Here is a 25,391-nt window from a genome sequence, read left to right on the forward strand (position 1 = left end):
CGCCCGTTCCAGCGCGGGCCGTATTTCTCGCTTGCCGATTGGTACGCCACGTCGAAATCGCGTCAGCTTGCGGCCTTCGCGCAGGCGGACTGGACGATCGTTCCGAACCTGGTCTTGACCGGCGGCGGGCGCGTCCAGAACGAGCGCGTATCCTACACCTTTCGCGATAATCTCGCGAACACGTCGTTCGCGGGCAGCGCGACCGATACCGCTGGCACCTATCGCGCCAGCCTGCGCTACGACTTTACGCGTGATATCAATGCCTTCTTCACCTATGCGACCGGCTACAAGGGGCAGACTTACGATCTGACCACCGGGTTCAACCGCAACCGTGCGCTGGCCGGGCCGATCCGTCCCGAGCGGTCACGCGACAAGGAACTGGGCATCCGCACGCAGTTCTTCGATCGCCGCGTCACGTTCAACGTCACGCTGTTCGACACCAATTATCGCGACCTGCAGGCGCAATCGATCGAGACGCTGGCGGACGGCACGTCGAACTATCGCCTGACCAACGTCGGCCGGCTCAATACCAAGGGCATCGAGCTGGAAGGGTCGCTGCGTGTGTCCGACGACCTGAACTTCAATGGCGCGGCGACCTATCTGGACGCGACCTACAGCTCGTTCGACGCCGCGCAATGCTATCCGTTGCAGACACAGGCCAATGGCTGCCGCCCCGGTTCGCCGGCCAGCCAGAACCTTACGGGGACGCGCGTCGCGCAGGCGCCGGAGTGGAAGTTCAACCTGAGCGGGGACTATTCGCCGCGCCTGACCGACGGGCTGCGCGGCGTCGCGCAGTTCAACTGGCAGTATCAGAGCAGCATCTTCTACAGCCCGCGCGATCCGGAAACGTTCCAGCCGGCGTTCCATATCGTCAACCTGGGGCTCGGCGTGCGCGACGAGGATCGCCGTTGGGAAGTGGTGGCGTTCGTCAACAACGTCTTCGATCAGCAATATTTCGGGTCGCTAGTGAACACCGCGGGCAATTTCGGCAACAACATTGCCACCCAGGCGATCCTGCCGCGTGATTTCCAGCGTTATGGCGGCGTGCGCCTGGGTCTCAACTTCTAGAGGCTGCCCCAAGCACGTTTGACCGGAGATCGAGGATGACGGGACGAGCGACACGTTGGGCGCGCCGGGGCGGGATCGCGGCGGTTGTCGCGCTGGTGGCCGGGGTGGCGATCGCTGCCGCGCCGGCCGGCGTTCATCCCGACGTGGCGGGCGCGCAATCGCGCCCGCCGGTCGACGCGCCCGAACTCGCGCGGCTGGGCGATCATCCGGTGGGCGTGGCGCGCCAGACATTCGTGCAGCGCGCGTAGCTAGATCCGCTGTCGCCCGGCGCGCAGCCCGCCACGGTGGATCGTACCCTGCCGGTGCTGATCTGGTACCCCGCCGCGCGTGGCGGGCGCGGCATTGTCTATCATGCTGCGATGACCGGCGAGGACGGGCGCGACGTGCCGTTCGACCTGCCCGGCATTGCCGCCGCCGACGCCGCGCCGGCGGCCGGCCATTTCCCGCTCGTCATCCTGGCGCATGGCTATGGCAACGCACCCGAAGCGCTGGCGTGGCTGGGCGAAAATCTCGCCAGCAAGGGGTATGTCGTGGTTGCGCCCGCATTCCGCGATCCCGCGATCAGCATCCGCACCGCCGCCGCACGCGCCGGGCCGATCACCCGACGCCCGCTCGATATCGCCTTTGTCGCGCAGGAGGCGCAGCGCCGCGCGCGTGCCGGCACCGGACCGCTGTCGGTGGCGGATGCGGCGCGCACCGCGCTGATCGGCTATTCGATGGGCGGCTATGGCGTGCTGACCGTCGCCGGCGCGCCGCTGAACCCCGCGCTGGGGCCGGCGACGCGCGGCATCCTGACGCCCTATGCGGCGGGCGGTTCGCGGATCGGCGCGCTTGCCGTGCCTGATCTCAAGGCGGTGGTATCGATGTCCCCCGCCAGCCGCTTCGGCGATGCGCCCGCCTGGGCTGCGCCCGGGGTGGGCGGGATCGCCACGCCGACGCTCTATATTGTCGGCGATCATGACAAGACCGTCGGCTATCAGGCGGTCCGCGATCTGTTCGACGCGCAGCGCCGCGCCCCGCGCTATCTGCTGACGTTCAAGGAGGCGGGGCACAGCATCGCGCTGGCCGGCGCACCGGCATCGATGCGAGACAGCTTCTGGAACCTCGACTGGTTCGAGGACGCGGTGTGGCGCAAGGATCGGTTGCTGCCGATCGAGGCGCATTTCATCACCGCCTTCCTCGATCGCTACGTCAAGGGCGAGGCAGCGCGTGCACGTTATCTTGACGGGCTGGTGGTCGATGCGGATCAGGGCGCGTGGCCCGGCGCGCCGGTCGGCCGCGTCGCGGCCTATAGCTCCGGCACGCCGCCGGTGACGACCTGGCCCGGTTTCCAGCCGAGCCGCGCCACCGGCATGCGGTTCGAGGCCAAACCCGCTTCATGATCGAGAGCCTGGCATGACCGACCCGTCCTCTCCCGTGCTGATGACGCAGGCGATGCGCTGGTTCGGCCCCGCCGACCCGGTGGCGCTGCGCGACATCCGGCAGGCGGGCGCGACAGAGGTCGTCACCGCGCTGCATGAGCTGGCCAATGGCGTGGTGTGGCCGCTGGAGACGATCGTCGCGCGGCGCCGGATGGTGCAGGCGGCGGGGCTCGACTGGCGGGTGGTGGAAAGCCTGCCGGTGCATGAGGAGATCAAGCGCGCCGGCCCCGACGGGCCGGGGTGGGATGCGCTGATCGAAGCCTATGCTGACAGCCTGCGGCATCTGGGCGAGGCCGGCATTCGGGTCGTCACCTACAATTTCATGCCGCTGCTCGACTGGACGCGCACCGATCTGGCATGGGCGCTGCCCGACGGCGCGTTGGCGCTGCGGTTCGAACTGGCGGCGGTCGCGGCGTTCGACCTGTGGATCCTGCGCCGCGCCGGGGCGGAGGGCGATTATACGCCCGCCACGCTGGCGGCGGCGGAGCGGCATTTCGCGGCGCTGGATGAAGATGCGCGGCTGCGGCTGGAGCGGACGATCATCGCCGGTCTGCCGGGGAGCGAGGAAAGCTTCACCGCTGCCCAGTTCGGGGCGGCGATCGACGGCTACGCGGGGGTCGACGCGGCGCGGCTGCGCGCGCACCATATCGCCTTTCTGCGGGCGGTGTGTCCGGTGGCGGAGGCGGCCGGGGTGCAGCTGGTCGTCCATCCGGACGATCCGCCCTTTCCGATCTTCGGCCTGCCGCGGGTCGTCAGCACCGAGGCGGACGTGGCGGCGCTGTTCGCGGCGGTGCCCAGCCGCGCCAACGGCCTGTGCCTGTGCACCGGATCGTTCGGGGTGCGTGCCGACAATGATCTGCCCGGTATGGTCGAGCGACTGGGCGAGCGGATCGGTTTCCTGCATCTCCGATCGGTCCAGCGCGAGCCGGGCGGCGCCTTTCATGAGGCGGCGCATCTCGCCGGCGACGCCAACATGGCGGCGGTGGTGAGCGCGGTGCATCGGGTGCAGCAGCGCGAAGGGCGCTCGATCCCGATGCGGCCCGACCACGGGCACCAGATGCTCGACGATCTGAACAAGCGCACCAATCCGGGCTATTCGCTGCTCGGGCGGATGCGTGGACTGGCGGAACTGCGCGGGCTGGAGGCGGGCATCGCCTTCGCCGCGAAGGGATAAATAGGACGGGGGGCGGAGCCGATGGGACGAGCGTGGGTGACCGGCATCACGATCGGGCTGGCGCTTGCCGCCGCCCCGCTGGGCGCGCAACAGACGGACGCTCCTCCGGTCCCATCCGGGCGCGGCACTCCGCCGGTGGAGCGATCGACGACCCAACCCCGGCCCGCGACGGTGCTGGTGGCGGGCGACCTGCGCGACGGCATCGACCTGTCGGGACCATGGCATTATTCGATCGATCCCTTCCGCTCGGGCATCGCGGGGTTTCACGGCGAGGCGCCCGATCCGGGGCAGCAGCGCTGGCGTGAGGTGGATGTCCGCGCGGCAATGGCACGCGACAGCCGCACGCTGTACGAATTCGATCTGGCGCGTTCGCCGCTCGTGTCGCTGCCCTCGTCCTGGCTGACGCATGCGGCCGAGTTGCGCCACTATCAGGGGCTGATGTGGTATCAGCGCGATTTCGCCGCCCCGGCGGTGCGGCGCGGCCGCTATTTCCTGCGCTTCGGCGCCGCCAATTACAGTACGATCGTCTATCTCAATGGGCAGGAAGTTGGCCGGCACGAGGGCGGGTTCACGCCCTTTGCCTTCGACGTCACCCGCCTGTTGCGCGACGGCAGCAACCAGATCACGGTCGGCGTCGACGCGCAGGCTACCGATGCCACCGTACCGCCGCCGGTCACCGATTGGGAGAACTACGGTGGCATCACCCGTGCGGTGCGGCTGGTGGCGACGCCCGATACCTATGTCGACGACGCCTGGATACGGCTGACGCGCGACGGGCGGCTCGCCGCCGACGTCCATCTCGACGGGCCGCAGGCGGCGAACAGCGCAGTGCGGTTGCGCATCGCCGGACTGGGGATCGATCGCGCCGGGCAGACCGATGCGGCGGGCAACTGGCGCGTGACGATGGCCGCGCCGCGCGCGTTGCAGCGCTGGTCGCCCGAGCGGCCGCGGCTCTATGACGTCGCGGTTACCGCGGGGGAGGACCAGTGGCGTGACCGGATCGGGTTCCGCACCATCGCGGTGCGCGGTGCCGATATCCTGCTCAACGGCAAGCCGATCTATCTGCGTGGCATTTCGATGCACGAAGAGGAACTGGGCGCCGATCCCACCCGCGCGATGACCCCCGCCGCCAGCCGCGCCTTGCTGGCGGAGATCAAGGACGGGTTGCACGGCAATTTCGTGCGGCTGGCGCATTATCCGCATAGCGACGTGACGGTGCGGCTCGCCGACGAACTGGGGCTGATCGTGTGGAGCGAGATCCCGGTCTATTGGCGGGTCGCCTGGTCGAACCCGGACACGCTGGCGCGGGCGCGGGCGATGCTGGCGGAGAACATCCTGCGCGATCGCAACCGCGCCTCGATCGCGATCTGGAGCGTCGCCAACGAAACCCCCGTCACCGAGGCGCGCAACGCCTTTCTGCGCACGCTGGTGGCGGATGCGCGAGCGCTGGACGATACGCGGCTGGTGAGCGCGGCGCTGCTGGTGGAGCGTGAGCCCACTGCCGACCACCCGATCATGACGATGGCCGATCCGCTCGCCGGCGCGCTCGATCTGGTCGCGATCAATACCTATAACGGCTGGTATACCCCCGATCGACTGGGTGATCTGGCGCGCAGCGAATGGCGTGTGCCGGCGGATAAGCCGCTGATCTTCTCCGAATTCGGTGCGGATGCGCGGGCGGGCTTCCACGATCCGGCGAACACGCAGAAGTTTTCCGAGGAATATCAGGCCGATTATTATCGGGCGACGCTCGATATGGCGGGGCGCATCCCCACTCTGCGCGGCATGTCGCCGTGGATCCTCAAGGATTTCCGTTCGCCACGGCGCCAGAATCCGGATTTCCAGCAAGGCTGGAACCGCAAGGGCCTGATCTCGGAGACCGGGCAGCACAAGATGGCGTTCGACGTGCTCGCCAACTGGTATGCGGCCAGGGCGGCGGCGAAGTAACGGGCATCCGCCGCGCCCGTTACGTCCAGCGCCGTTCGAACCGCTGCCCCAGTCCGGTCAGCAGTTCATACTGGCTCATCCCGCTGGCGGCGGCGGCGCGAGGTAGGTCGGGATCGAACGTCACCCAATCGCCCTCCGCGATGTCGATCCCGTCGACGTCGAGCGCGACGAGATCCATCGAGACACGCCCGATGACCGGCACCGCTTGCCCCCCGGCGCTGGCGGTGCCGCGATCGGAAAAGCCACGCCAATAGCCGTCGGCATAGCCGAGGTTGACGATCGCCACCGTCGTGTCGCGCGGCGCGCGCCAGGTGGCGTTATAACCGACCGGCTCGCCCGCGCGCACGACGCGGCGTTGCAGCACTTCCGCCGCGATCGTCACCACCGGGCGGACGATCCCGCGTAAGGCGGGGCAGGGCACGCCGCCATACAGCGCCAGCCCCGGGCGTGTCAGGTCGAAGGCATAGTCCGGCCCCAGCGCGATACCGGCGGAGTTGGCGAGGCTCATCCGCCGGGCGCCGGTGCGTCCGTGTAGCGCCGCGAAGCGCCCATGCTGCAGCGCGTTCAGCGGCGCCGCCGGTTCATCGGCGCAGGCGAGGTGGCTGGCGAGCGTATCGATCGCCAGCCCGTCGAGCAGCCCGGCGGCAATGTCGTCCGCCGCCACCCCCAGCCGGTTCATCCCGGTGTCGACCATCACGTCGCACGCCGCGCCGCCCGCGACCGCACGCCAGCGCGCCACCTGCGCGGCGGTGTTCAGCATCGGTCGCACCTCGGGCAACCCGATCAGCCGGACATCCGCCTCGCGCACACCGTGCAGCACGGTGACCCGCGCACCCAGGCCCGCCACCACCGCCGCCTCCGCCCAGGTCGCGACATAAAGATCGCGGCATCCCGCCGCGATCAGCCGCGTCACCACCTCGCGCGCGCCCAGGCCATAGCCGTTGGCTTTCACCGCCGCGCCGCACGCCGCGGCGCCGCTCATCGTCGCCAATGCCCGCCAGTTCGCGGTCAGCGCATCGGTCGACAGGTGCAGGCGGTTGGGCAGCGAATACATGCGGGTGGCGGTAGCGCGGGACGCACCGTCATGCCACGGTGGTATGATGCTGCTCTTCCCGCAGCCCGAACAGCGTGACCACCAGCGCCATCGCGACCACCGCCCATGTATACCATAATCCGGCATAGGGATCGCCGGTGCGGGCGACGATATACTGGCTGATGAAGGGCAGGAAACCGCCGAAATAGCCGGTGCCGAGATGATAGGGGATCGACAGCGAACTGTAGCGGATCGCCGGCGGGAACATCTCGCTCAGCAACGCCGCGACCGGACCGTAGGTGATCCCCGACAATAATGACATCGCCAGGATCGCGATCAGGATCAGCGCGATATTGCCCGCCGCCGGACGGATCGGGGTCAGATCGTAGCCCGCCGCCGTCAGCGCGCGATCGAGCGCCTCGCCCCCGACCGGCGCGACCGGGCGGTCGCCGATCGACATCGCCAGCGAGGGCGCCTTCTGCACGGTGTAGGGAACCCCCTTCTTCGACAGGGCGTCGAGCAGCTTGCCGCACCGCGTCGCCTGCACCTTGTCGAACGGGCTATACTGGCATCTGTCGCCATAGACGACCACCGCCTGTTGCGCGGCGGCACGCGCCAGGCCGGGATTGGCCGCCGAGCCCATCAGCCAGAAAATCGGGAACAGCAGGATCAGCGTCAGGATATAGCCGACGACGATCGGCGTCTTGCGCCCGATCCGGTCGCTGACATGGCCGAACAGCACGAACCAGAACACCCCCGCCGCCACACCCACGCCGGTGATGATCTGCGCGGTCGTTTCCTCCACCCGCATCGTCGTTTGCAGGAACGACAGCACGGTGAACATCGCGGTGTACCAGATCACCGTCAGCCCCGCCGCGATCCCGAACAGCGCGACGATCATGCGGCGCAGATTGCCGGGATAGGTGAAGCTTTCCTTGATCGGATTGGCGACGCGCTCGCCCGCCGCGCGCATTTTCTGGAACACCGGACTTTCGGACAGCTTGAGCCGCATCCACAGCGAGATGGCGAGCAGCACGATCGAGAACAGGAACGGGATCCGCCAGCCCCACGCGCTCCATGTCGCCGCGGGCAGCGCCGCCTTGACGATCAGGATCACCGCAAGGCTGAGCAGGAAGCCGCCGACCACCCCCGCCTGGATGAAGCTGGTGTAGAAACCGGCACGCCGCCGTGGCGAATGTTCGGCGACATAGATCGCCGCGCCGCCATATTCGCCGCCCAGCGCCAGCCCCTGCGCGACGCGCAGCAGCAGGACGATCGCCGGCGCGGCGAAGCCGATCGCGCTCGCCTCCGGCGTCAGCCCCACTCCTGCGGTGGCGATGCCCATCAGCGTGATCGTGACAAGGAAGGTATATTTGCGGCCGAGCCGATCACCCAAATAGCCGAACATCACCGCGCCGAGCGGGCGGAAGCCGAAGCCGACCGCGAATCCCGCCCAGGCGAGCAGCGTCTGCACCGTCTCGTTTCCCGCCGGAAAGAAGGCGCGCCCGATAATGCCCGACGCGGCGAGCGTGCCGTAGATGAAGAAGTCGTACCATTCGAACACGGTGCCCAACGCGGAAGCGCTGATGACCAGACGGATGTCGGCGCCGCTGGGTGTGTGATCGCTGATGTCGGTCGCTGTCGCCATGGTGCGGCTGTTCCCCCGTCCCCCGCGCCCGTCGTTCGTTCGCGTCATCGCCGGTTTACCCGTGCCGTGCGTGTGGGCAAGATGGCGCGATGCGCATCCTGGTTCTGTACGGATCCTATCGATCTGATCGCCTCGGCATCCGCCTTGCCCGTTTCCTCGTCGATCGGCTTGGCGCGATGGGGAACGACGCCGCGCTGATCGACGCCAAGGCGGTCGGTCTGCCGTTCCTCGATCGCATGTATAAAGAGCATGACGAGGGCGCCGCGCCCGTGGCGATGGAGGCGCTGGCGCAACGGATTCGCGAGGCCGATGCCTTTGTCTTCGTCACCGGCGAATATAATTGGGGGCCGCAGCCGGGGCTGAAGAACCTGACCGATCATTTTCTGGAAGAATGGTTCTGGCGCCCCGCCGCGATCGCCAGCTATTCCGCCGGGCGGCTGGCGGGCGCACGGGCCAGTTCGATCTGGCATGCGATCCTGCCCGAGATGGGCATGCCGGTGATCCCGAGCACGCTCGCGGTCGGCCCGATCGCTGCGACCCTTGATGCCGATGCGCAGCCGACCGGCGAGGCCGGCGCTTCGCTGGAGCGCCAGTTCACCCGCTTCGCGAAAGATCTGTTGTGGTGGGCCGCGGCGGCGGGTGCGCAGCGTGAACGCGCGACACCACCCTATTGATGAGACGCGCCCGCTGGGGCATCGCGGGGCGCGACAAGGGAGGGACGGGATGCGCACATTCGACATCGTCATCGTGGGGGCCGGACATGCCGGGGCACAGGCGGCGATCGCGCTGCGCCAGCGCAAGTTCGAGGGCACGATCGCGCTGATCGGCGACGAGCCCGACCTGCCCTATGAGCGCCCCCCGCTGTCGAAGGAATATCTGTCGCAGGACAAGCCGTTCGAGCGCATCCTGCTGCGCCCCGCGACCTTCTGGGCCGAAAAGCAGGTGGAGATCATTTCCTCGACACGCATCGTCACGGTCGATGCCGCGGCGCACCGGGTGACCAGCGCGACGGGCGAGATGATCGGCTATGGCACGCTGATCTGGGCGACCGGCGGCAGCCCGCGCCGGCTGACCTGCGCCGGGCATGATCTGGCGGGGGTGCATGCGGTGCGCACCCGCGCGGATGTCGACCGGCTGATGGGCGAATTGCCGGCGACGACGCGGGTGGTGGTGATCGGCGGCGGCTATATCGGGCTCGAGGCGGCGGCGGTGCTGACGAAGCTGGGCAAGCAGGTGACGCTGCTCGAGGCGCTGCCGCGCGTGCTGGCGCGGGTCGCGGGCGAGCCGCTGTCGCGCTTCTACGAAGCCGAACATCGTGCGCATGGTGTCGACGTGCGACTGGAAACGCAGGTCGAGTGCATCGTCGGCGAGGGCGGGCGCGTCACCGGCGTGCGGCTGGCGGATGGCGAGGTCGTGCCGGGCGAGATGGTAATCGTCGGCATCGGCATCATCCCTGCGGTCGAGCCGCTGCTCGCGGCCGGCGCGACCGGTGGGAACGGCGTCGCGGTCGACGCGCTGTGCCACACCTCATTGCCCGACGTGTTCGCGATCGGCGATTGCGCGCTGCATGAAAGCGCCTTCGCCGCCGGCGCGTCGATCCGGCTCGAATCGGTGCAGAACGCCAACGATCAGGCGGCGACCGTGGCGAAGGCGCTGACCGGGGTGGAAGAGCCCTATGCGGCGGTGCCGTGGTTCTGGTCGAACCAATATGACCTCAAGTTGCAGACCGTCGGGCTGTCGACCGGGCATGATCGGGCGGTATTGCGCGGTGACCTGGCGACGCGCAGCTTTTCGCTGGTGTATCTGAAGGACGGGCGGGTGATCGCGCTCGACTGCGTCAACGCCACGAAGGACTATGTGCAGGGGCGCGCGCTGGTGGCGGGCGGCGCGACGATCGCGCCGGAGCGGCTGGCGGATGCGGCGGTGCCGCTGAAGGAGATGGCGGCCTGAGCTGGATCAGGCCCAGCGCGCTTCCGCCTGCATCGCGACCGGGCCGCCCTCGCGCGCGGTCCACAGGGGAAGCGCGTTGTCGGTCATCTCCCCCGCATGCAGCGCCATCGCTTCGCCGTCGAACAGCGTCGATATGCTGCGAAAGGTGAAAAGATCGGGCGGCCGCCCGCTCACCTTTGCGGCAAGGTGATACAGCAAGGTCGCCTGCATCGGGCCATGCACCACCAGCCCGCGATACCCCTCCACCTCGACGGCATAGCGACGGTCGTAATGAATGCGGTGGCCGTTGAACGTCAGCGCTGAATAGCGGAACAGCAGCACATCGTCGGGCACCAGCGCGATCGACGTCGTGCCATGCGGCGCGGCGGGGCCGGGCGGCGGCGGGGAGGCGTCGTCCGCGCGATACACCAGGGTCTGACGGTCCTCGATTACGGTCGCGCCATCGCGACGATAATCATGATCGACGGTGACGAAGTACAGTTCGCCGGTGCGCCCCTGTTTGCGGACGATGTCCGCCACGCGCGAGCGCCGCTCCACCGTGTCGCCGATGCATAGATCGCCGTGAAAGCGGATATCGCTGCCTGCCCACATCCGTCGCGGCAGCGGCAGGCGCGGCAGGAAGTCCCCGGTGGCCGGATGCCCGTCGCGCCCCAGCAGCGCCGCCGGCGCGGCGGGCTGCGCCAGGCAGAAATGGATCAGGCGCGGCGCGATGCGGCCCGATGCCGGGGGCGCGATCCCCAGCGTGGCGCCGAACCGCTCGACCAGCGCGGCGGTGACCGTGTCGGTGGCGCGCTCCTCGCGGCCGATCGCATCGCGCGGCGATTCCATCAATAGCTCCGTGGCAGGCCCAGCACATGCTCCCCGATATAGCTCAGGATCATGTTCGTGCTGATCGGTGCAACCTGATACAGTCGCGTCTCGCGGAATTTGCGCTCCACGTCATATTCCTCCGCGAAGCCGAACCCGCCATGCGTTTGCACCGCCGCCTCGGCCGCCGCCCAGCTCGCCTCGGCGGCGAGCAGCTTGGCGATATTGGCCTGTTCGCCACATGGTTCGCCCGCTTCGAAACGCCGCGCCGCATCCTGCACCATCAGCTCGGCGGCGCGCATCTGGGCATAGGCGCGCGCGATCGGGAATTGCACCCCCTGGTTCTGCCCGATCGGGCGACCGAACAGGACCCGTTCGCCGGCATAATCGCGCGCGCGGGCGATGAACCATTTCGCATCGCCGATACATTCCGCCGCGATCAGGATCCGCTCCGCATTCATCCCCGACAGGATATAGCGAAAGCCCTTGCCCTCTTCGCCGATCAGGTTGGCGGCGGGCACCTCGACATGATCGAAGAACACTTCGGTGGTCGAATGATTCATCATCGTGCGGATCGGGCGGATCGTCAGCCCGCCCGCCGCCAGCGCGGCCTTCATGTCCAGCAGGAAGATCGACAGGCCGTCGATGCCGCGCGCCACCTGGTCACGCGGCGTGGTGCGCGCCAGCAGCAGCATCAGGTCCGAATGTTCGGCGCGGCTGGTCCAGATCTTCTGGCCGTTGACGATATAGCGGTCGCCCGAGCGGGTCGCGGTGGTGCGCAGCGCGCCGGTATCGGTGCCGCTGGTCGGCTCGGTAACGCCGAACGCCTGCAGGCGCAGCGCGCCGCTGGCGATGCGGGGCAGATAGGCCTGCTTCTGCGCGTCACTGCCGTGCCGCAGCAGCGCGCCCATAATGTACATCTGCGCATGACAGGCGGAGCCGTTGCAGCCGGCGCGCTGCACCTCCTCCAGGATCGCGGCGGCGCCGGCGAGCGGCAGGCCCGAGCCGCCATATTCCTCCGGGATCAGCGCGGCGAGATATCCCGCCTCGCCCAGTGCGCTGACGAAGGCGGTGGGATAGGCCATGTCGCGGTCGAGCGCGCGCCAATATTCGCCGGGAAAGGCCGCGCACAGCCGCGCGACGCCGTCGCGGATCTCCGGGAAATCGGTCGCTTGCAGGCTGTCCGCCATGGCCTCTCCTCGTCCTGCCCCGGGTGTCGCCGCTGCATCGCCGCTTGTCCAGCCGCGCGGCGGACGATTGCGCTTGGCCGGCGGGCGACCTATCGTGGCAACACACTTGAGAGGAAGTACGACAAATCATGATCATAAGGTCGCTGCCCCGTCTGTCTGCGGGGATTGCCCTGATCGCCCTGACCGCCCCGGCGATGTCGCAAACCGCACCGGCGCCGGCCGCATCGACGGCCACGGGCCCGCGGTACGGCAGCTTCGGCGTCGACCTGTCGGCGCGCGATACGGCGGTGAAGCCGGGTGACGATTTCTGGACCTACGCCAATGGCACCTGGAACAAGTCGACCGCGATCGCTGCCGATCGACAGTCGGCCGGACCGGCGGTCGTGCTGAGCGACGAAGCCGAATTGCAGGTGCGCCGGATTTTGGAGGATGCCACCGCGCAGCCCGCCAGCATCGGCCCGGCCGCGGCGCAGATCGGCGCGCTATATGCCGGTTTCATGGATCAGGCCGCGATCGAGCGGGCCGGCGTCGCCCCGCTGAAGCCCTATTTCGCGACGATCGATGCCGCGACCGATCGCGCCAAGCTGCAGACACTGTTCGCGACGGTCGGCTACGCAGCGCCGGTCGAGGTCGGCCAGCTTCCCGATCCGTCCAATCCGGCACGCTACACCGTCGCCTGGAACCAGGGCTCGCTCGGCATGCCGGGGCGCGATTACTATCTGCTGACGGGCGCGAAATACGACGCCTATCGCGCCGCCTATCGCCGCTATGTGGAGCAGGTGCTGTCGCTGGCCGGCCTGTCCGATGCGGCGGCGCGCGCCGATCGCATCGTCGCGCTCGAAACCGCGATGGCGAAGGTGCAATGGTCGCCGGTGCAGGAGCGTGACCTGGCCGCGATGCTGAAGCCGATGACGGTCGCACAGCGCAAGGCACTCGCCCCCGAATTCGACTTCGTCGGCATGGAGCGCACGGCCGGCTATGCCGATCAGCCGGTGGTGATCATGGGCACCAGCACCGCGCTGACCGCGCTGGGCAAGATTTTCGCCACGACGCCGGTATCGACATGGCAGGACTGGATGAAGTTCCGCTTCGCCTCGTCGCAGGCGGCGGTGCTGCCCAAGGCGTTCGACGATGCCAACTTCGCCTTCTACGGCAAGACGCTGCGCGATCAGCCGGAGCAGCGTGCGCGCTGGAAGCGCGGCGTTGCGCTGGTCAACGGTGCGATGGGCGAGGCGGTCGGCGAGGTATATGTCCGGCGTTTCTATCCGCCCGAGAGTGAGGCCAAGATGGCCGAGCTGATCGGCAATCTGAGCGCCGCCTATCGCGAGCGGATCGCCGGCAATAGCTGGATGGATGCGGCCACCAAGCAGGCCGCGCTGGCGAAGCTGGCGGCGTTCGAGCCCCGCACCGGCCATCCCGCGACCTATATCAGCTATGCCACGCTGAAGGTGGTGCCGGGCGATCCCATCGGCAACAATATGCGCGCCGATGCCTTCGAGCATCAGCTTGATCTCAGCCGCTTCCCCAAGCCGGTCGATCGCACGCTGTGGAACATGACGCCGCAGACGGTGAACGCCTATTACAACCCGCTCGCCAACCAGATCACGTTCCCGGCCGCGATCCTGCAGCCGCCGTTCTTCGATCCAAAGGCGGACGCGGCGGTCAATTACGGCGCGATCGGTGCGGTGATCGGGCATGAGATGGGGCATGGCTTCGACGACCAGGGCAGCCAGTTCGACGCCAGTGGCACGTTCCGCAACTGGTGGACCCCGGCGACCCGCACCGCCTTCACCGAGCGGACGAAGCTGCTGGTCAATCAATACGACCAATATGAGCCGCTGCCGGGCACGAAGATCAAGGGCGCGCTGACGCTGGGCGAGAATATCGGCGACCTCGGCGGGATCGAGGCGGCCTATGCGGCATATCAGAAATATCAGGCCGTCCATGGCAAGGCGCCGGTGATCGGCGGGCTGACCGGGGACCAGCGCTTCTTCCTCGCTTTTGCACAGGCGTGGCGCAGCAAGCAGCGCGATGGCGCGTTGCGCTCGGCGCTGCTGACCGATCCGCACTCGCCCGCTTATTATCGGGTCAATGGCATCGTGCGGAATGTCGACGCCTGGTACGATGCGTTCGGCGTAAAGCCGGGCGACAAGCTGTACCTGGCGCCGAAGGACCGCGTGAAGATCTGGTAAGCGCGAAGGGGCGGGCGGCGACACGAATCGCCGCCCGCGCCATGGCCGCCGTCGCGGATGTCGTCTCCGGGCCGCGCCACCTTGTTCTGACGTGATTTGGACCGTAGGGCCGGTGTGCCGCGGCTGCCGGACCGGCAGGGCGCGTCACCCCGAACATGCGCGCGATGCCCGACGACGATTTCCTGCCCGACTTCGATACCGACCCGACGATCGACCCGCCGCGCGCCGCGCCCCGGCTGACGTGGCTGGCGGATCGTGGCGCGGTGCTGGCGCTCGGTTGCGTCGCCGGGTTCATGGTCGGGCTCGCCTATCGGCCCGCCCCCGCGCCGCCGCCGCGGGCAGCGCCGTTTGCCGGCCCGTCGGCCCCGGCGGCATCGCCGATCGCCCCCACGGCCGTCCCGGCGGCGTCGGAAGCGACCCCCGATCCGCGCGCGGTGGCGCGGGTCCGCGCCGCGAACGGAACGTTCCGTATCGGCGTGTTCGGCGACAGTTTCGGCAATGGCGTGTGGGACGCCCTCTATCACCAACTGCCACGATCGCGGGGCTATGACGTGCTGCGCTTCAGCAAGGAGGCGACCGGCTTCACCCGCTATCGCCAGCTCGACATCGAGGAACGTGCCAAGGCACAACTGGCGGCGCAGCCGATCGACGCGGCGGTGATCAGCTTCGGCGCGAACGACAATCAGCCGTTGTTCGCGGAGGGGCATCTGCACCCGCTGATGAGCGCAGGTTGGCAACGGATCGTCGGGGCGCGGATCGCGCAATTCGTCGCGACGGTGCGATCGACCGGCGCGATCGTCTATTGGATCGGCTTGCCGGTGATGCGCGATCCCGTGATGGATGCGCAGATGCAGGCGATGGATGGCTTTTACGAGCAGCAGATGGCGCGGCTGGGCGTGACCTTCGTCGATTCGCGGCCGATGTCGCTCGATCCGGCCGGGCGTTACTCCGCCTATCTGCCCGATGCCGCCGGCGTACCGCGTCTGATGCGCACCGGCGATGGGGTTCACATGATCGGCGTGGGATATCAGCGGCTGACCGCCGGCACGGCCGAGCGGATCGCGCGCTATGCCGGGCGGGTGCGAGCCGCCGCCGGGGTGCCCACCCCCGGCCCGACACCGGCATCGCCCGCGCGGGAGGGGCGCTGATGCCGATGCTGTTGATCGCCACCGCACTTCAGGCGGCGACCGCCTCCTGCGCGGGCGGGCTGTGCGATGCGGAGCGGTTGCGCCCGTTCCTGACGCGATTGCGGCAGGCGCGTGATGCCGACCGGCCGGTCCGTATCCTGCAGATCGGCGACAGCCATACCGCGGGGGACCAGATCACCGGCAGCTGGCGCACGCTGCTGCAGGCGCGCTTCGGCGGGGGCGGGCGCGGCGTGTTGCCGCCCGGGCGCCCGTATGCCGGCTATCTGACCCGTGGCATCACCGCGGCGCAAAGCGATGGCTGGCGCGTCACCGGTATCTTCGGCGCCGCCTATGCCGGGGCGGGGGCGCCCGCGATCGGCATATCGGGCTATAGCCTGACCAGTACCCGCGCGGGCGCGACGATCTCGCTCACCGCCGATCCGGCTCAGGCCTTCGACCGTTTCACCGTCTGCGCGCTGACCGGGCGCGGCGCGGGCCAGTTGACGCTGATCGCCGGACCGCAGCGGATCGACTGGTCGCTCGACGCGCCCGTTGCGGGCAGCGATTGCCGGCGGATCGAGACGCCCGGCACCACCACCAGCGCGGCGGTGATCGCGACCGGCAATCCCGTGACGATCACGTCCTGGGCGACCGAGCGTGCGCGCGGCGGGGGTGTCGTGCTGTCGAACCTGGGCACGGTTGGCGCGCAGTTGATCCACACCGCGCGCGCCGATGATCGCGTTGTCGCACGTGAACTGGCGGAATATCGCCCCGACCTGATCGTGATCGCCTTCGGCACCAACGAGGCGTTCCGCCCGTCTTTCTCCGCCGCGGGTTTCGATGCGGACCTGTCGGCGCAATTGCGGCGCTGGCGGCGATTGGCGGGGGCCGATGTGCCGATGCTGGTGCTCGGCGCGCCCGATTCGGCCACCAGATTGCCGGCGCTGCAGCGCGGTGAGGCGGGCGACAGCGCCGCCTGTGCGGGCGATCCGGCATGGCGGCCGACCGCCGCGCTGGCGGCGGTGCAGGACATTCAGCGCCGGCGCGCGCATCAATATGGTGTGGCTTATTGGGATTGGGGGGAGCGCATGGGCGGGCGCTGCACCACGATCGAGTGGACGCGCGGCGCGGCGCCCGCGATGCGCGGCGATCATGTCCATTTCACCAAAAGCGGCGGCGCCGCGATCGCAGCCTTGATTCAGCAGGATATTGACGCCGCGCTGCGGCCCGCGCGGCCCTAAATGCTGTTTCCGACGCTGAGCTTCGGGCTCTTCTTCCTGATCGTCTATGCAATCGTCTGGGCGATCGATGCCGCTAACGAGTGGCGCAAGATCACACTGTTGCTCGCCAGCTGGTTCTTCTACGGCGCATGGGATGCGCGGTTCGTGGCGTTGCTGTTCGTCTCGGCGGTGGCGAACTGGGGCATCGCGCGCGCGCTGATGGCGGCCGGATCGGATCGCGCGCGGCGCATGCTGCTCGCGCTGGGCGTCGTCGCCAATCTCGGGGTGCTGACCTATTTCAAATATGCCGGCTTCTTCTTCGAGCAACTGACGGTTCTGGTTCATCGCCTCGGTTTCGCGCGTGATCTGCCGTTGATGCAGGTCGTGCTGCCGGTCGGCGTGTCCTTCTTCACCTTTCAGGCGATCTCGTATCTGGTCGACGTCCATCAGCGTCGGGTGCGGCCCGCGCCGTTGCTCGATCTGATGCTGTTGATGTCGTTCTTCCCGCATCTGGTCGCGGGGCCGATCGTGCGGGCGTCCGACCTGCTGCCGCAATTCCGCGATCGCCCGCGCCTGTCACGCGGGGCGGCGGCGGCGGCGCTGCTGCTGATCGTATGGGGCTTGTTCAAGAAGGTGGTGATCGCCTCGGAACTCGCCTCGGCGCTGGTCGATCCCGCCTTCTTCGATCCGGCGAGCCATTCGGCGTTCGATTTGCTGTTCGGCGCCTATGGCTATGCGGTGCAGATCTATTGCGACTTCTCGGCATATTCCGACATGGCGATCGGGATCGCCGCGCTGCTCGGCTACACCTTCCCGCGCAATTTCGACCAGCCATATCGGGCCACGTCGTTGCAGGATTTCTGGCGCCGCTGGCATATCAGCCTGTCGAGCTGGCTGCGCGACTATCTCTATATCCCGCTGGGGGGCAGCCGGCGTGGCGCGGCGCGCACCTACCTGCATCTTTTCATCACGATGCTGCTCGGCGGCCTCTGGCACGGGGCGAGCTGGAACTTCGTCATCTGGGGCGCGCTGCACGGCGGCTGGCTGGGGATCGAGCGATTCGCGCGGCGGATGCGGCCGGCGAACTGGCCCGCGCCACCCGCTTGGCTGGGACTGCTCATCACCTTTCATATCGTCGTGCTCGGCTGGATCTTCTTCCGCGCGCAGGGGCTCGATGCCGCCTTCGCCTATCTGGGTGCGATGGCGCACAACGGCTGGCAGAATCATCTGGTGACGCCCTTGTCGCTGGCGCTGATCGTGATCGGGCTGGCAATGCATGCGATGCCAGCGCGCTTGCTGGACGGGGCGGCGATGCGCGTGCGGCGCTGGCCTGCGCCGCTGGCCGGCACGGCGCTGGCGGCGGTGATCCTGCTGATCGATGCGATGCGACCCGACGGGATCGCTCCGTTCATCTATTACCAGTTCTGACGGAGGCGTGACGATGACGGTCGGGGCGGAACAGGGCGAAATCGCGGCGGTCGGCTCGCCGGTGCTGGTGCCGCATGCCGCGATCGACGAGCGTCACCCGCGGCGCTGGACGAGCGCGACGATCGTGGTGGCGGCGGCCTTGCTGGCGCTGTTCAACGCGCCGGCGATCGGCGCCTGGTTCGACGATCTGCCCCCGCGGGGCGCGACCGAACCGCTGCGCGCGCCGATCGCGCGCTGGGCCACGATGACCGCAGGCCGCTCACTGGACGCGCCGCGCGCCTGGCTGCGCGCGCGGTGGAAGGCGGCGCAGGCGGCGCGGTTCGGCAATGAGCGACCGGGCGAGCGCGGCGAATCCTGACGCCCCGCCCCCGTCTGTCAGCGATAGAAGGTGTGGTCCGCGATCTGCGCGAGACGCGTGCGGGTCGGCATATCGACCCCGCCGGAATGGAAGAATAGCGCCCCGGGGACGATATCCTTGCCATCGCCCTTCAGCGTCGCGACCGCGATATCGGTCGCCATCGCCCAGCGATCGTCGCTGCGCGAGGGATGATAGGCGTCGACGTCAAAGAATTGCCCCGGCTGCTTCACCACGCCGCATACCGAATCGGCGAAGCGGCCGTCCTTCAGCCGGGTGCGGATCACCTGCGCGACGGCGACCTGCCCGACCCGCGGCTGATTGCCAGCCTCGTGTACGATCACCTTGGCCATGCATTCGATATCGCGCGGCGAGGGCGCGTCGTCGTCCGGCGTCGTGGCGGTGATGGATGTCGTGGCGGAGGGGGAGGAATAGACCGCGGGCCGTGCCGTGGCGGTCGTCATCTGATCGGGGGTGGCGGGCGTCGCGATCGGCGCCGGCTCGATCATCGTCGAGGGAATCCACTCGTTCGGCAATGCCGCGACCGCGGCATGGGTGGTGCCGGCGGCCAGTGCCAGCAGTAACGAACGGGAGACCATCGTCGACCGACGAAATTTCATTCTTCAACATCACTTGTGCGCAGGGTCAGCCCCGTCCGGTCATCGATGCCGACGGGATGTCGGCGACCGGCTGGCATCTCCCACGTCTCGCCGTCGCGCGCGGGATCGATCCGGACGGATCATCGGGCGCGGGACAGGCTGCAATTCGGAAACAGCGGCGGCCTGTGCGGCAAACCGCCGCGCGAGTCAAAGCCGCCTGCGGCCAACCGTTACGCAGGCGAGCCGAACTTGCCCCATAAAAAAGGGGGCGCCGGCTGGCGCCCCCGCTGACGAGCCGAAAGGCCGTCCGTCAGAATTTCATCGTGGCACCGGCGTAGAAGTAGCGGCCGGTATTCGGGAAGATCGCGCTCACGGCGGCATCGAGATTGCCGGTGCCCGTCAGGCCCAGCGGCGGCAGCTGGTCGTTCACATTGTCGACACCGACGTAGAAGCGGAAAGCGTCGTTCGCACGGATGCCAACCTGGATGTCGTGAATGAAAACATCCGGGTAATAGATGAACGGATTGCGATCAGCGTCGGTTGGCGCACGGCCCTGTTCGGTATTCTGAACGTTCCACGCGCTGATCGTCTGCTTGCCGATATACTGGCTTGTCAGCGCGATATCGAACGGGCCGGCGGACATGTTCGCCGACAGCAGCCCGCGCCATTCCGGATCGCCGAGCGTGCTCTTGATTCGGGTGTAGCGGCTTGGATCCGAGAAGAAGGTGAATTGATTGCGCGTCGCCAGCCAGCTGACCACCGCACGCACGTTCAGCTTGATGTCGGCCGAGAAATCATGCGCGTAATTCAGCGCGGCATCGATACCGCTGGTTTGCAGCTTGGCGTAGTTGAACGGATTGTTGACGAAGCCATTGCCGACGATCCCGACGTTGAAGTCCGGGAACCCGGCGAAGCGCCGCCCCTGCTGACCGGCGAAGGTGAAATCGGCGATATTGTTGGTTCCGTCGCGACGACGATTGACCAGTGCGCAGAACGCATTGTCGATGCTGACCGGATCTTCGTAGCAGCGGTTGACCAGCTGCTGCGGGGAGATCGTGTTGATCGCGTTGTTGATACGGATATTGTAATAATCCACCGTCAGCGACACGCCGGGCAGGAAGCGTGGTTGCAGTACCGCGCCGACGGTGAAGCTGTTGCTGACTTCCGGCGTCAGGTTCGGGTTGCCGCCGTTGGTGCCGAGGATGCCCGAGGTGGGGGCGTTGGTCCACGGACGTACCGACCCGTCGGGCAGCGTGATCGTGGTCGGGATACCGGCGGCGGCGCAGTTGCGGGCGCGGTTCGGCTCCGAGTTGATCACGTCCTGGCTGCACGGATCGACGAAATTGTTGGCGAACGTCTGGCTGGTGCCGGCATACAGATCAGCGAGGTTCGGCGTGCGGACCGAGCGTGCGTAGGTCACGCGGAGACGCAGATCGCGCACGGGGGACCAGATGCCGCCCGCCGTCCATGTCGTCACCGACTTCGGCAGGAAGTTGTATTTCGACAGGCGCCCGGATCCTTCGAGCGTCAGCTCGTGGATGAAGGGCAGGTCCGCCAGCAACGGCACGCGAAGCTCGCCGAACGCCTCCACCACGCTGACGGCGCGCGGATCGCTGATCTGGATCGCATTGAGGAAGGTGTTCGACTGACCCGGCGCATATTCCCCGCGGGTGAACGGATCATAGGCCGAGTAATAATCCTCGCGGCGATATTCGACGCCGAACGCGGTCTGGATCGGTCCGCCCGGCAGACGAAGGAAGCCCGAACTGTCGCCGCTGACGGAATAGAGCGCGTTGACTTGCTCGGCCCATTGCTGGCGGCTTGACGTGTAGAGGACGTAATTGACGGCATCCGGTGTGGTGCGCGGCGCACCCTCGCCAAACAGGTTGAGCGGGCGGCAGGCGGGATCGTCGTTCGTGGTACTGGCATCGGCGTTGACGCCGCAGACGATCTGGCCGTTGCTCAGCACGGCATTGGTCGCGCGATTGAACTTCTGGACGTCGACGTTACCGCCGGTTTGATAGAAGGTTTCCGTCCGGCCGTAGTTGAAATAGGCATCATAACGCCAGTTGCCGGTGTCCGCGAGATCGCCCCGCGCGCCGACGACGATACGATAGGTGTCGCGCTTGTGATCCTCCGCACGTGTGCCGATGTCGTTATTGAAGCGGAAGAACGAGAAGCTGGTCGCACCCGGCGCCAGGATCGTGGACAGCGTGGAGCGCGCCTGCGCCGACAGAAAGGGGTTCGCGGTCGAGAAGGTTGGCAGCAACCGGCCGTTGACGAAGGTCGGCTGGGTCGAGGTCTGATTGGCGGTGATATGAACGTATTTCGCCTCGATATAGGGGCGGAAGGCCTCCGAGACGTCATAATGCGCCAGGAAATTGAAGTTCGCGCGCTCCAGCCCCGGCAGCAGCATCGCGCCCTCCACGCCCGACGCCGTCTGGCCACCGAAGACGCCGCCGCCGACGGAGCGATTGTCGATCGTCGGGATGTCGCGCACCAGCGAACCGTCCGTCTGGAAGACGTAGTTGTTGCTGAGCAGGCCGCCGGTCGGCGAGGTTTGCCCCGTGCAGATCGCGGAACGCCTTGCACCGTTGGTGGCCGTGGCGGCCGGGCAGGCCGTGATCACCGCGCCGCCCAATGAGATGATGCCGAAGGTCGACCCCGGGAAAGCATTGAAAAAGGAGCGATCGGGAACGCCGTCGCCCGCCGGGGGCTCGTTGCGCGCGGTGCCGTCGGGGTTGACGAAGGTCGTCCGCTGCGTCTGGTAGAAACCCGGTACGCCGGTGTAAGCGCCGGTCTGCTCGTTGCGATCACTGAACAGCAGCTGTTCGGACTTGGCATATTCGGCGGAGAAGGTGACGTTGCCGCGCCCTTCGCTGAAATTCTTTCCGTAGATGCCGCTCACCAGATACGAGCCGCGGTCGCCACGCGACGACACACCACCCTGCGCGCGTGCCGACAGGCCGTCGTAATCCTGCTTCAGGACAAAGTTGACGACGCCGGAGACCGCGTCCGAACCGTATACGCCCGAATTGCCGCCGGTGACGACATCGACCCGCTCGATCAGATCGTTGGGGATCGAGTTCGTGTCGATCTGGAAACTGCCCGGCGCACCCGACACATGCCGACGGCCGTTGACCAGCACCAGCGTGCGATCCGTACCCAGGCCGCGAAGGTCGAGCGAGCTGATGCCCGCCGTTCCGATATTCTGGGTGGAGTTCGCCTGGCTCTGCGTCGAGCGCAGCGCGGGGAGACGGTTCAGCGTATCGCCTAGCGACACCTGGCCGACGTTATTGAGCTGCGTCGCCGAAAAAGAGGTGACCGGGATCGAGGTATCGAGATTGGGGCGCGAAATGCGCGATCCGGTGACGACGATTGCCTCGCCGCTGGTCGATTGCGTTTCGGCATCAGCGATCGCCTGATCGGTGGGATCGACCGGATTGCCGGCCTGTCCCTCCGCCGGCAACGTCTGCGCCAGCGCGGCGCCGGAGATAAGCAAGCAGGCAGCCAGGGCGGTGGCGCCCAGCAGGTGATTGACCCTCATTTTGACCCTCTCTGAACCAGACGAGCACGAATGCTCATTCATCGAAGAGAAAGGTTTCGCGGGTGGTCATGCAACTGAAACATGAAGCCAAAGTGTTAATTGTATAAACGTGTTGCAAACCTGATACAGTGCCTGCAACAAACGGAAATATTTCAGAAGCTGTGCGGCCGGCGAAGCCATGTCACCAATGGCTGCCACAGCCGCTCGCGCGCGTGGCTGCCCACGATCATGCCGACATGTCCGACGCCGACATCGTGGCGATCCGGCAGGCCGATCGCGGTGGCCGCGGGCACGATCCGGTCGGTGAGCGAGACGAATTCGGTCGCCGCGCAGCGCATCGCCTGCGGGGCCACCGTGCGCCCGCCCACCTGCCACCGGCCATTGCCCGGCGCATCGTCGGCGAGCAGCCGGAACAGGTCCGCCCCGGCGGCATAGGTCAGCGGCGCGCCCTGGTTGGCCCAGTCCTCCAGCGCCACGAAATTCGCGGCGGCGAGGTCGTCAGCGGTGGCGAACTGTTCGTATTTGGCGACCGTCCGGGCGGGGTCGAGCGTCCAGAAGGCGGTTTGCAATACCTCCATCGGCACGACCCCCAGCGTGCGACAGCCGGGCTCCACCTCGCGCCACAGCCGCGCCATCGCGTCGCGCGCCGGATCGCCATAGCCGGCGAAGCGCCACGGCGCCGCGATCGTCGCGACGCCCGCGACGCGATCTTCCAGCAGCGCCGCCGCCGCGACCGCCAGCGTGCCGCCGAGGCAATAGCCCACCAGCAACGGCGGTCGGTCGCAGCGTGCCAGCAGCGGCAGCAACCGATCGGTGACATGCGCGGCGAGATCGAGGCGCGTGTCCTGTGGCCGGGGGTGGCCCCAATCGACCAGCCAGGCGTGAAAGCCCGCGGCCACGACATGCTCGATCAGGGAACGCCCGGGCGAGAGATCGAGCACGAATGGCGGATTGATCAGCGAGGGGATGAACACCACCGGCGGCCCGTCGCCGCCGTGGTCGCGCAAGCGCGCCGCGCCCTTGCGGCGACGCGCCGGCTTCATCGTCCGACGCGGGCGGGGTGCTTCCTGATACCGGCGCAGCCCCGCCAATGCCGCAGCGCGGCGCTCCGGCGATGCTGCGGTTTCGCCGCGCAACATATCGATAAACAGCGGCAGCGGACGGGGGCCGTGTTGCGGCGCGGAATTTTGTGCGATACCGCTGGTAGAAACGGTCATGGGGAGCTCGCGCGATGAAAAAGCAGCCAAGCGCCGACGGCGCGGTGGTGATCAAGAAATACGCCAATCGCCGTCTCTATAACACCGAAAGCTCCTCTTACATCACGCTGGAACATCTTGCCGCGATGACGCGCGAAGGACGCGAGTTCCGCGTGGTCGACGCGAAGACCGACGAGGATATCACCCACAACGTGCTGACGCAGATCATCATGGAGGAGGAAAGCCGCGGGCAGACGATGCTCCCGGTGAATTTCCTGCGCCAGTTGATCGCGCTCTACGGCGATTCGATGCAGGCGATGGTTCCGGGCTATCTGGATGCGTCGATGGACAGTTTTCGTCGCAACCAGGCGCAGTTCAAGACTGCGGTGGAGGGAGCGTTCGCCGGGTCGCCGTTCGCCGAACTGGCCAAGCACAATATGGCGATGTTCGAGGCGGCGGCGAATGCGTTCAAGCCCGGGCACGGCGCCCCCGGATCCCCGGCATCCGCGTCTGCGTCGGCGCCGGGCACCAAGGACAGCGAGATCGCGGCGCTGAAGGCCGAGCTGGCGACATTGCGCGAAAAGGTGGACAAGCTGGGCGAATAGAACGCCGCCGATCATCGGAGCGGGCGCGCCGAAGCCACGCCCGCTCCATGTCCCTTAGCGTGGCTTGACGAATTTCAGCGTCATGCGATCGCTCTCGCCGATCGCGGCATACGTGGCGCGATCCTGGTCCTTCAGCGCGAAGGTCGGCGGCAGCGTCCACACGCCTTTGGGGTGATCGTGGGTATCCTTCGCGTTGGCGTTGATCGGCGCGCTGCCCGCCAGCCGGAAGCCAGCCGCCTCGGCGAGCCGGCGAACGGTCGACTCCTTCAAATAGCCACTGTCCTTTTCCTTCGCGACATCGGCGCTCTCCGGCAGGCGATGATCGACCACGCCCAGCACGCCACCCGGCTTCAGCATCGTGAACCACGCCGCGAACGTTCGCGCCGCGACCTGATCGCCCGCCATCGTCAGATTGTGGACGTTACGGAACGTCAGCACCACATCCTGGCTGTTCGCTGGCACGTCGCTTTTCCCGGTGGCGGGGTCGATCGTCGCGACCGTGCCGGTCAGCTTCTTCGTCGCCAGCATCGTGCGTGTCGCGTCGGCGGCCTTACCCGAGGAGGGGACGAGCGCGGTATAGCTGCCGCCCGCCGCCGGCAGCCGCGCGAGGATCATGCTGTACCAGCCGCCTCCGGGCGAGAATTCCACCACTTTCGATGCGGGCGTGATGCCGAAGAAGGCGAGCGTCTCGGCGGGATGACGGTAACGGTCGCGCGCACGATCCGCCGCCGGGCGATCGGGCGCGGCGATCGCCTTCGCGATCGCGGCCCGGGCGGTGGGCGCGGCTCGCTGCGCGGCGACCGATTGGACGATACCGCCCGCCCCGGCCAGCGCGATGGCGGTGATGATCGGGGCGAACACGGGCAAACGGCGGTGCGGCATCG

Annotated in this window: 21 protein-coding genes; 13 read left to right on the forward strand and 8 right to left on the reverse strand. The window is 67.7% G+C overall.

What is annotated here, in order from left to right; genetic code table 11:
* The 5 genes from ACFDSW_RS02645 to ACFDSW_RS02665 all read left to right on the forward strand — a co-directional run.
* On the forward strand, positions 1-1,068 hold a 1,068-nt coding region (locus ACFDSW_RS02645), incomplete at its 5' end, for a TonB-dependent receptor (protein WP_375248723.1).
* A 35-nt stretch (positions 1,069-1,103) separates the two neighbouring features.
* Positions 1,104-1,316: a hypothetical protein gene (locus tag ACFDSW_RS02650; protein ID WP_375248724.1), complete on the forward strand. Its 213-nt coding sequence runs from the start codon at positions 1,104-1,106 to the stop codon at positions 1,314-1,316.
* Positions 1,317-1,352: 36 nt separating this feature from the next.
* Positions 1,353-2,450: an alpha/beta hydrolase family protein gene (locus tag ACFDSW_RS02655; protein WP_375248725.1), complete on the forward strand. Its 1,098-nt coding sequence runs from the start codon at positions 1,353-1,355 to the stop codon at positions 2,448-2,450.
* 13 nt (positions 2,451-2,463) lie between these two features.
* A complete protein-coding gene (gene uxuA / locus ACFDSW_RS02660) occupies positions 2,464-3,663 on the forward strand; it encodes a mannonate dehydratase (RefSeq protein ID WP_375248726.1) in 1,200 nt (399 codons plus the stop codon).
* A 21-nt stretch (positions 3,664-3,684) separates the two neighbouring features.
* Entirely contained in the window at positions 3,685-5,610 is a 1,926-nt protein-coding gene (locus ACFDSW_RS02665) for a glycoside hydrolase family 2 protein (protein ID WP_375248727.1), read from the forward strand.
* A gap of 19 nt (positions 5,611-5,629) precedes the next feature.
* Here ACFDSW_RS02665 and alr read toward each other — a convergent pair whose 3' ends face one another.
* Together alr and ACFDSW_RS02675 are read right to left on the reverse strand one after the other, a co-directional pair.
* Positions 5,630-6,664, reverse strand: coding sequence for an alanine racemase (alr, locus tag ACFDSW_RS02670; protein WP_375248728.1), 1,035 nt, complete (start codon positions 6,662-6,664; stop codon positions 5,630-5,632).
* Positions 6,665-6,692: 28 nt separating this feature from the next.
* Entirely contained in the window at positions 6,693-8,291 is a 1,599-nt protein-coding gene (locus ACFDSW_RS02675; RefSeq protein ID WP_375248729.1) for an MFS transporter, read from the reverse strand.
* Between the two features lie 89 nt (positions 8,292-8,380).
* On the opposite strand from ACFDSW_RS02675, the gene ACFDSW_RS02680 reads away from it, so the two are divergent.
* On the forward strand, positions 8,381-8,965 hold the full coding sequence (locus tag ACFDSW_RS02680; RefSeq protein ID WP_375248730.1) for an NADPH-dependent FMN reductase: 585 nt from the start codon (positions 8,381-8,383) through the stop codon (positions 8,963-8,965).
* Positions 8,966-9,014: 49 nt separating this feature from the next.
* Positions 9,015-10,241 carry an NAD(P)/FAD-dependent oxidoreductase gene (locus ACFDSW_RS02685; RefSeq protein ID WP_375248731.1) on the forward strand — a complete coding sequence of 409 codons (1,227 nt, stop codon included), beginning with the start codon at positions 9,015-9,017 and terminating at the stop codon, positions 10,239-10,241.
* Between the two features lie 6 nt (positions 10,242-10,247).
* On the opposite strand, the gene ACFDSW_RS02690 is transcribed toward ACFDSW_RS02685, so the two are convergent.
* Both ACFDSW_RS02690 and ACFDSW_RS02695 read right to left on the reverse strand, forming a co-directional pair.
* On the reverse strand, positions 10,248-11,069 hold the full coding sequence (locus tag ACFDSW_RS02690) for a MaoC family dehydratase N-terminal domain-containing protein (protein WP_375248732.1): 822 nt from the start codon (positions 11,067-11,069) through the stop codon (positions 10,248-10,250).
* On the reverse strand, positions 11,069-12,238 hold the full coding sequence (locus ACFDSW_RS02695; protein ID WP_375248733.1) for an acyl-CoA dehydrogenase family protein: 1,170 nt from the start codon (positions 12,236-12,238) through the stop codon (positions 11,069-11,071). Before ACFDSW_RS02695 ends, ACFDSW_RS02690 begins: the two co-directional genes overlap by 1 nt.
* Positions 12,239-12,366: 128 nt before the next feature.
* On the opposite strand from ACFDSW_RS02695, the gene ACFDSW_RS02700 reads away from it, so the two are divergent.
* From ACFDSW_RS02700 to ACFDSW_RS02720, 5 genes are all read left to right on the forward strand, one after another.
* Positions 12,367-14,430, forward strand: coding sequence for a M13 family metallopeptidase (locus ACFDSW_RS02700; RefSeq protein ID WP_375248734.1), 2,064 nt, complete (start codon positions 12,367-12,369; stop codon positions 14,428-14,430).
* Positions 14,431-14,594: 164 nt separating this feature from the next.
* Positions 14,595-15,578 carry a GDSL-type esterase/lipase family protein gene (locus tag ACFDSW_RS02705; protein ID WP_375248735.1) on the forward strand — a complete coding sequence of 328 codons (984 nt, stop codon included), beginning with the start codon at positions 14,595-14,597 and terminating at the stop codon, positions 15,576-15,578.
* Positions 15,578-16,798 carry a GDSL-type esterase/lipase family protein gene (locus ACFDSW_RS02710; RefSeq protein WP_375248736.1) on the forward strand — a complete coding sequence of 407 codons (1,221 nt, stop codon included), beginning with the start codon at positions 15,578-15,580 and terminating at the stop codon, positions 16,796-16,798. Before ACFDSW_RS02705 ends, ACFDSW_RS02710 begins: the two co-directional genes overlap by 1 nt.
* Positions 16,799-18,205, forward strand: a complete 1,407-nt coding sequence (locus ACFDSW_RS02715; protein ID WP_375248737.1) for an MBOAT family O-acyltransferase — start codon at positions 16,799-16,801, stop codon at positions 18,203-18,205.
* 13 nt (positions 18,206-18,218) lie between these two features.
* Positions 18,219-18,563: a hypothetical protein gene (locus ACFDSW_RS02720; RefSeq protein ID WP_375248738.1), complete on the forward strand. Its 345-nt coding sequence runs from the start codon at positions 18,219-18,221 to the stop codon at positions 18,561-18,563.
* Between the two features lie 17 nt (positions 18,564-18,580).
* Here the strand turns inward: ACFDSW_RS02720 and ACFDSW_RS02725 are convergent, their stop codons facing one another.
* The 3 genes from ACFDSW_RS02725 to ACFDSW_RS02735 form a co-directional block, all read right to left on the reverse strand.
* Entirely contained in the window at positions 18,581-19,180 is a 600-nt protein-coding gene (locus ACFDSW_RS02725; RefSeq protein ID WP_375248739.1) for a cell wall hydrolase, read from the reverse strand.
* Positions 19,181-19,469: 289 nt separating this feature from the next.
* Entirely contained in the window at positions 19,470-22,706 is a 3,237-nt protein-coding gene (locus ACFDSW_RS02730) for a TonB-dependent receptor domain-containing protein (protein ID WP_375248740.1), read from the reverse strand.
* A gap of 152 nt (positions 22,707-22,858) precedes the next feature.
* On the reverse strand, positions 22,859-23,923 hold the full coding sequence (locus ACFDSW_RS02735; RefSeq protein WP_375248741.1) for an alpha/beta fold hydrolase: 1,065 nt from the start codon (positions 23,921-23,923) through the stop codon (positions 22,859-22,861).
* Between the two features lie 14 nt (positions 23,924-23,937).
* Here ACFDSW_RS02735 and phaR point away from each other — a divergent pair, with 14 nt between their 5' ends.
* Positions 23,938-24,507 carry a polyhydroxyalkanoate synthesis repressor PhaR gene (gene phaR / locus ACFDSW_RS02740; RefSeq protein WP_375248742.1) on the forward strand — a complete coding sequence of 190 codons (570 nt, stop codon included), beginning with the start codon at positions 23,938-23,940 and terminating at the stop codon, positions 24,505-24,507.
* A 54-nt stretch (positions 24,508-24,561) separates the two neighbouring features.
* On the opposite strand, the gene ACFDSW_RS02745 is transcribed toward phaR, so the two are convergent.
* Positions 24,562-25,389: a class I SAM-dependent methyltransferase gene (locus ACFDSW_RS02745; protein ID WP_375248743.1), complete on the reverse strand. Its 828-nt coding sequence runs from the start codon at positions 25,387-25,389 to the stop codon at positions 24,562-24,564.
* Between the last annotated feature and the right edge of the window lie 2 nt (positions 25,390-25,391).

The sequence above is a fragment of the Sphingomonas sp. genome, assembly GCF_042091075.1.
Taxonomy (GTDB): domain Bacteria; phylum Pseudomonadota; class Alphaproteobacteria; order Sphingomonadales; family Sphingomonadaceae; genus Sphingomonas.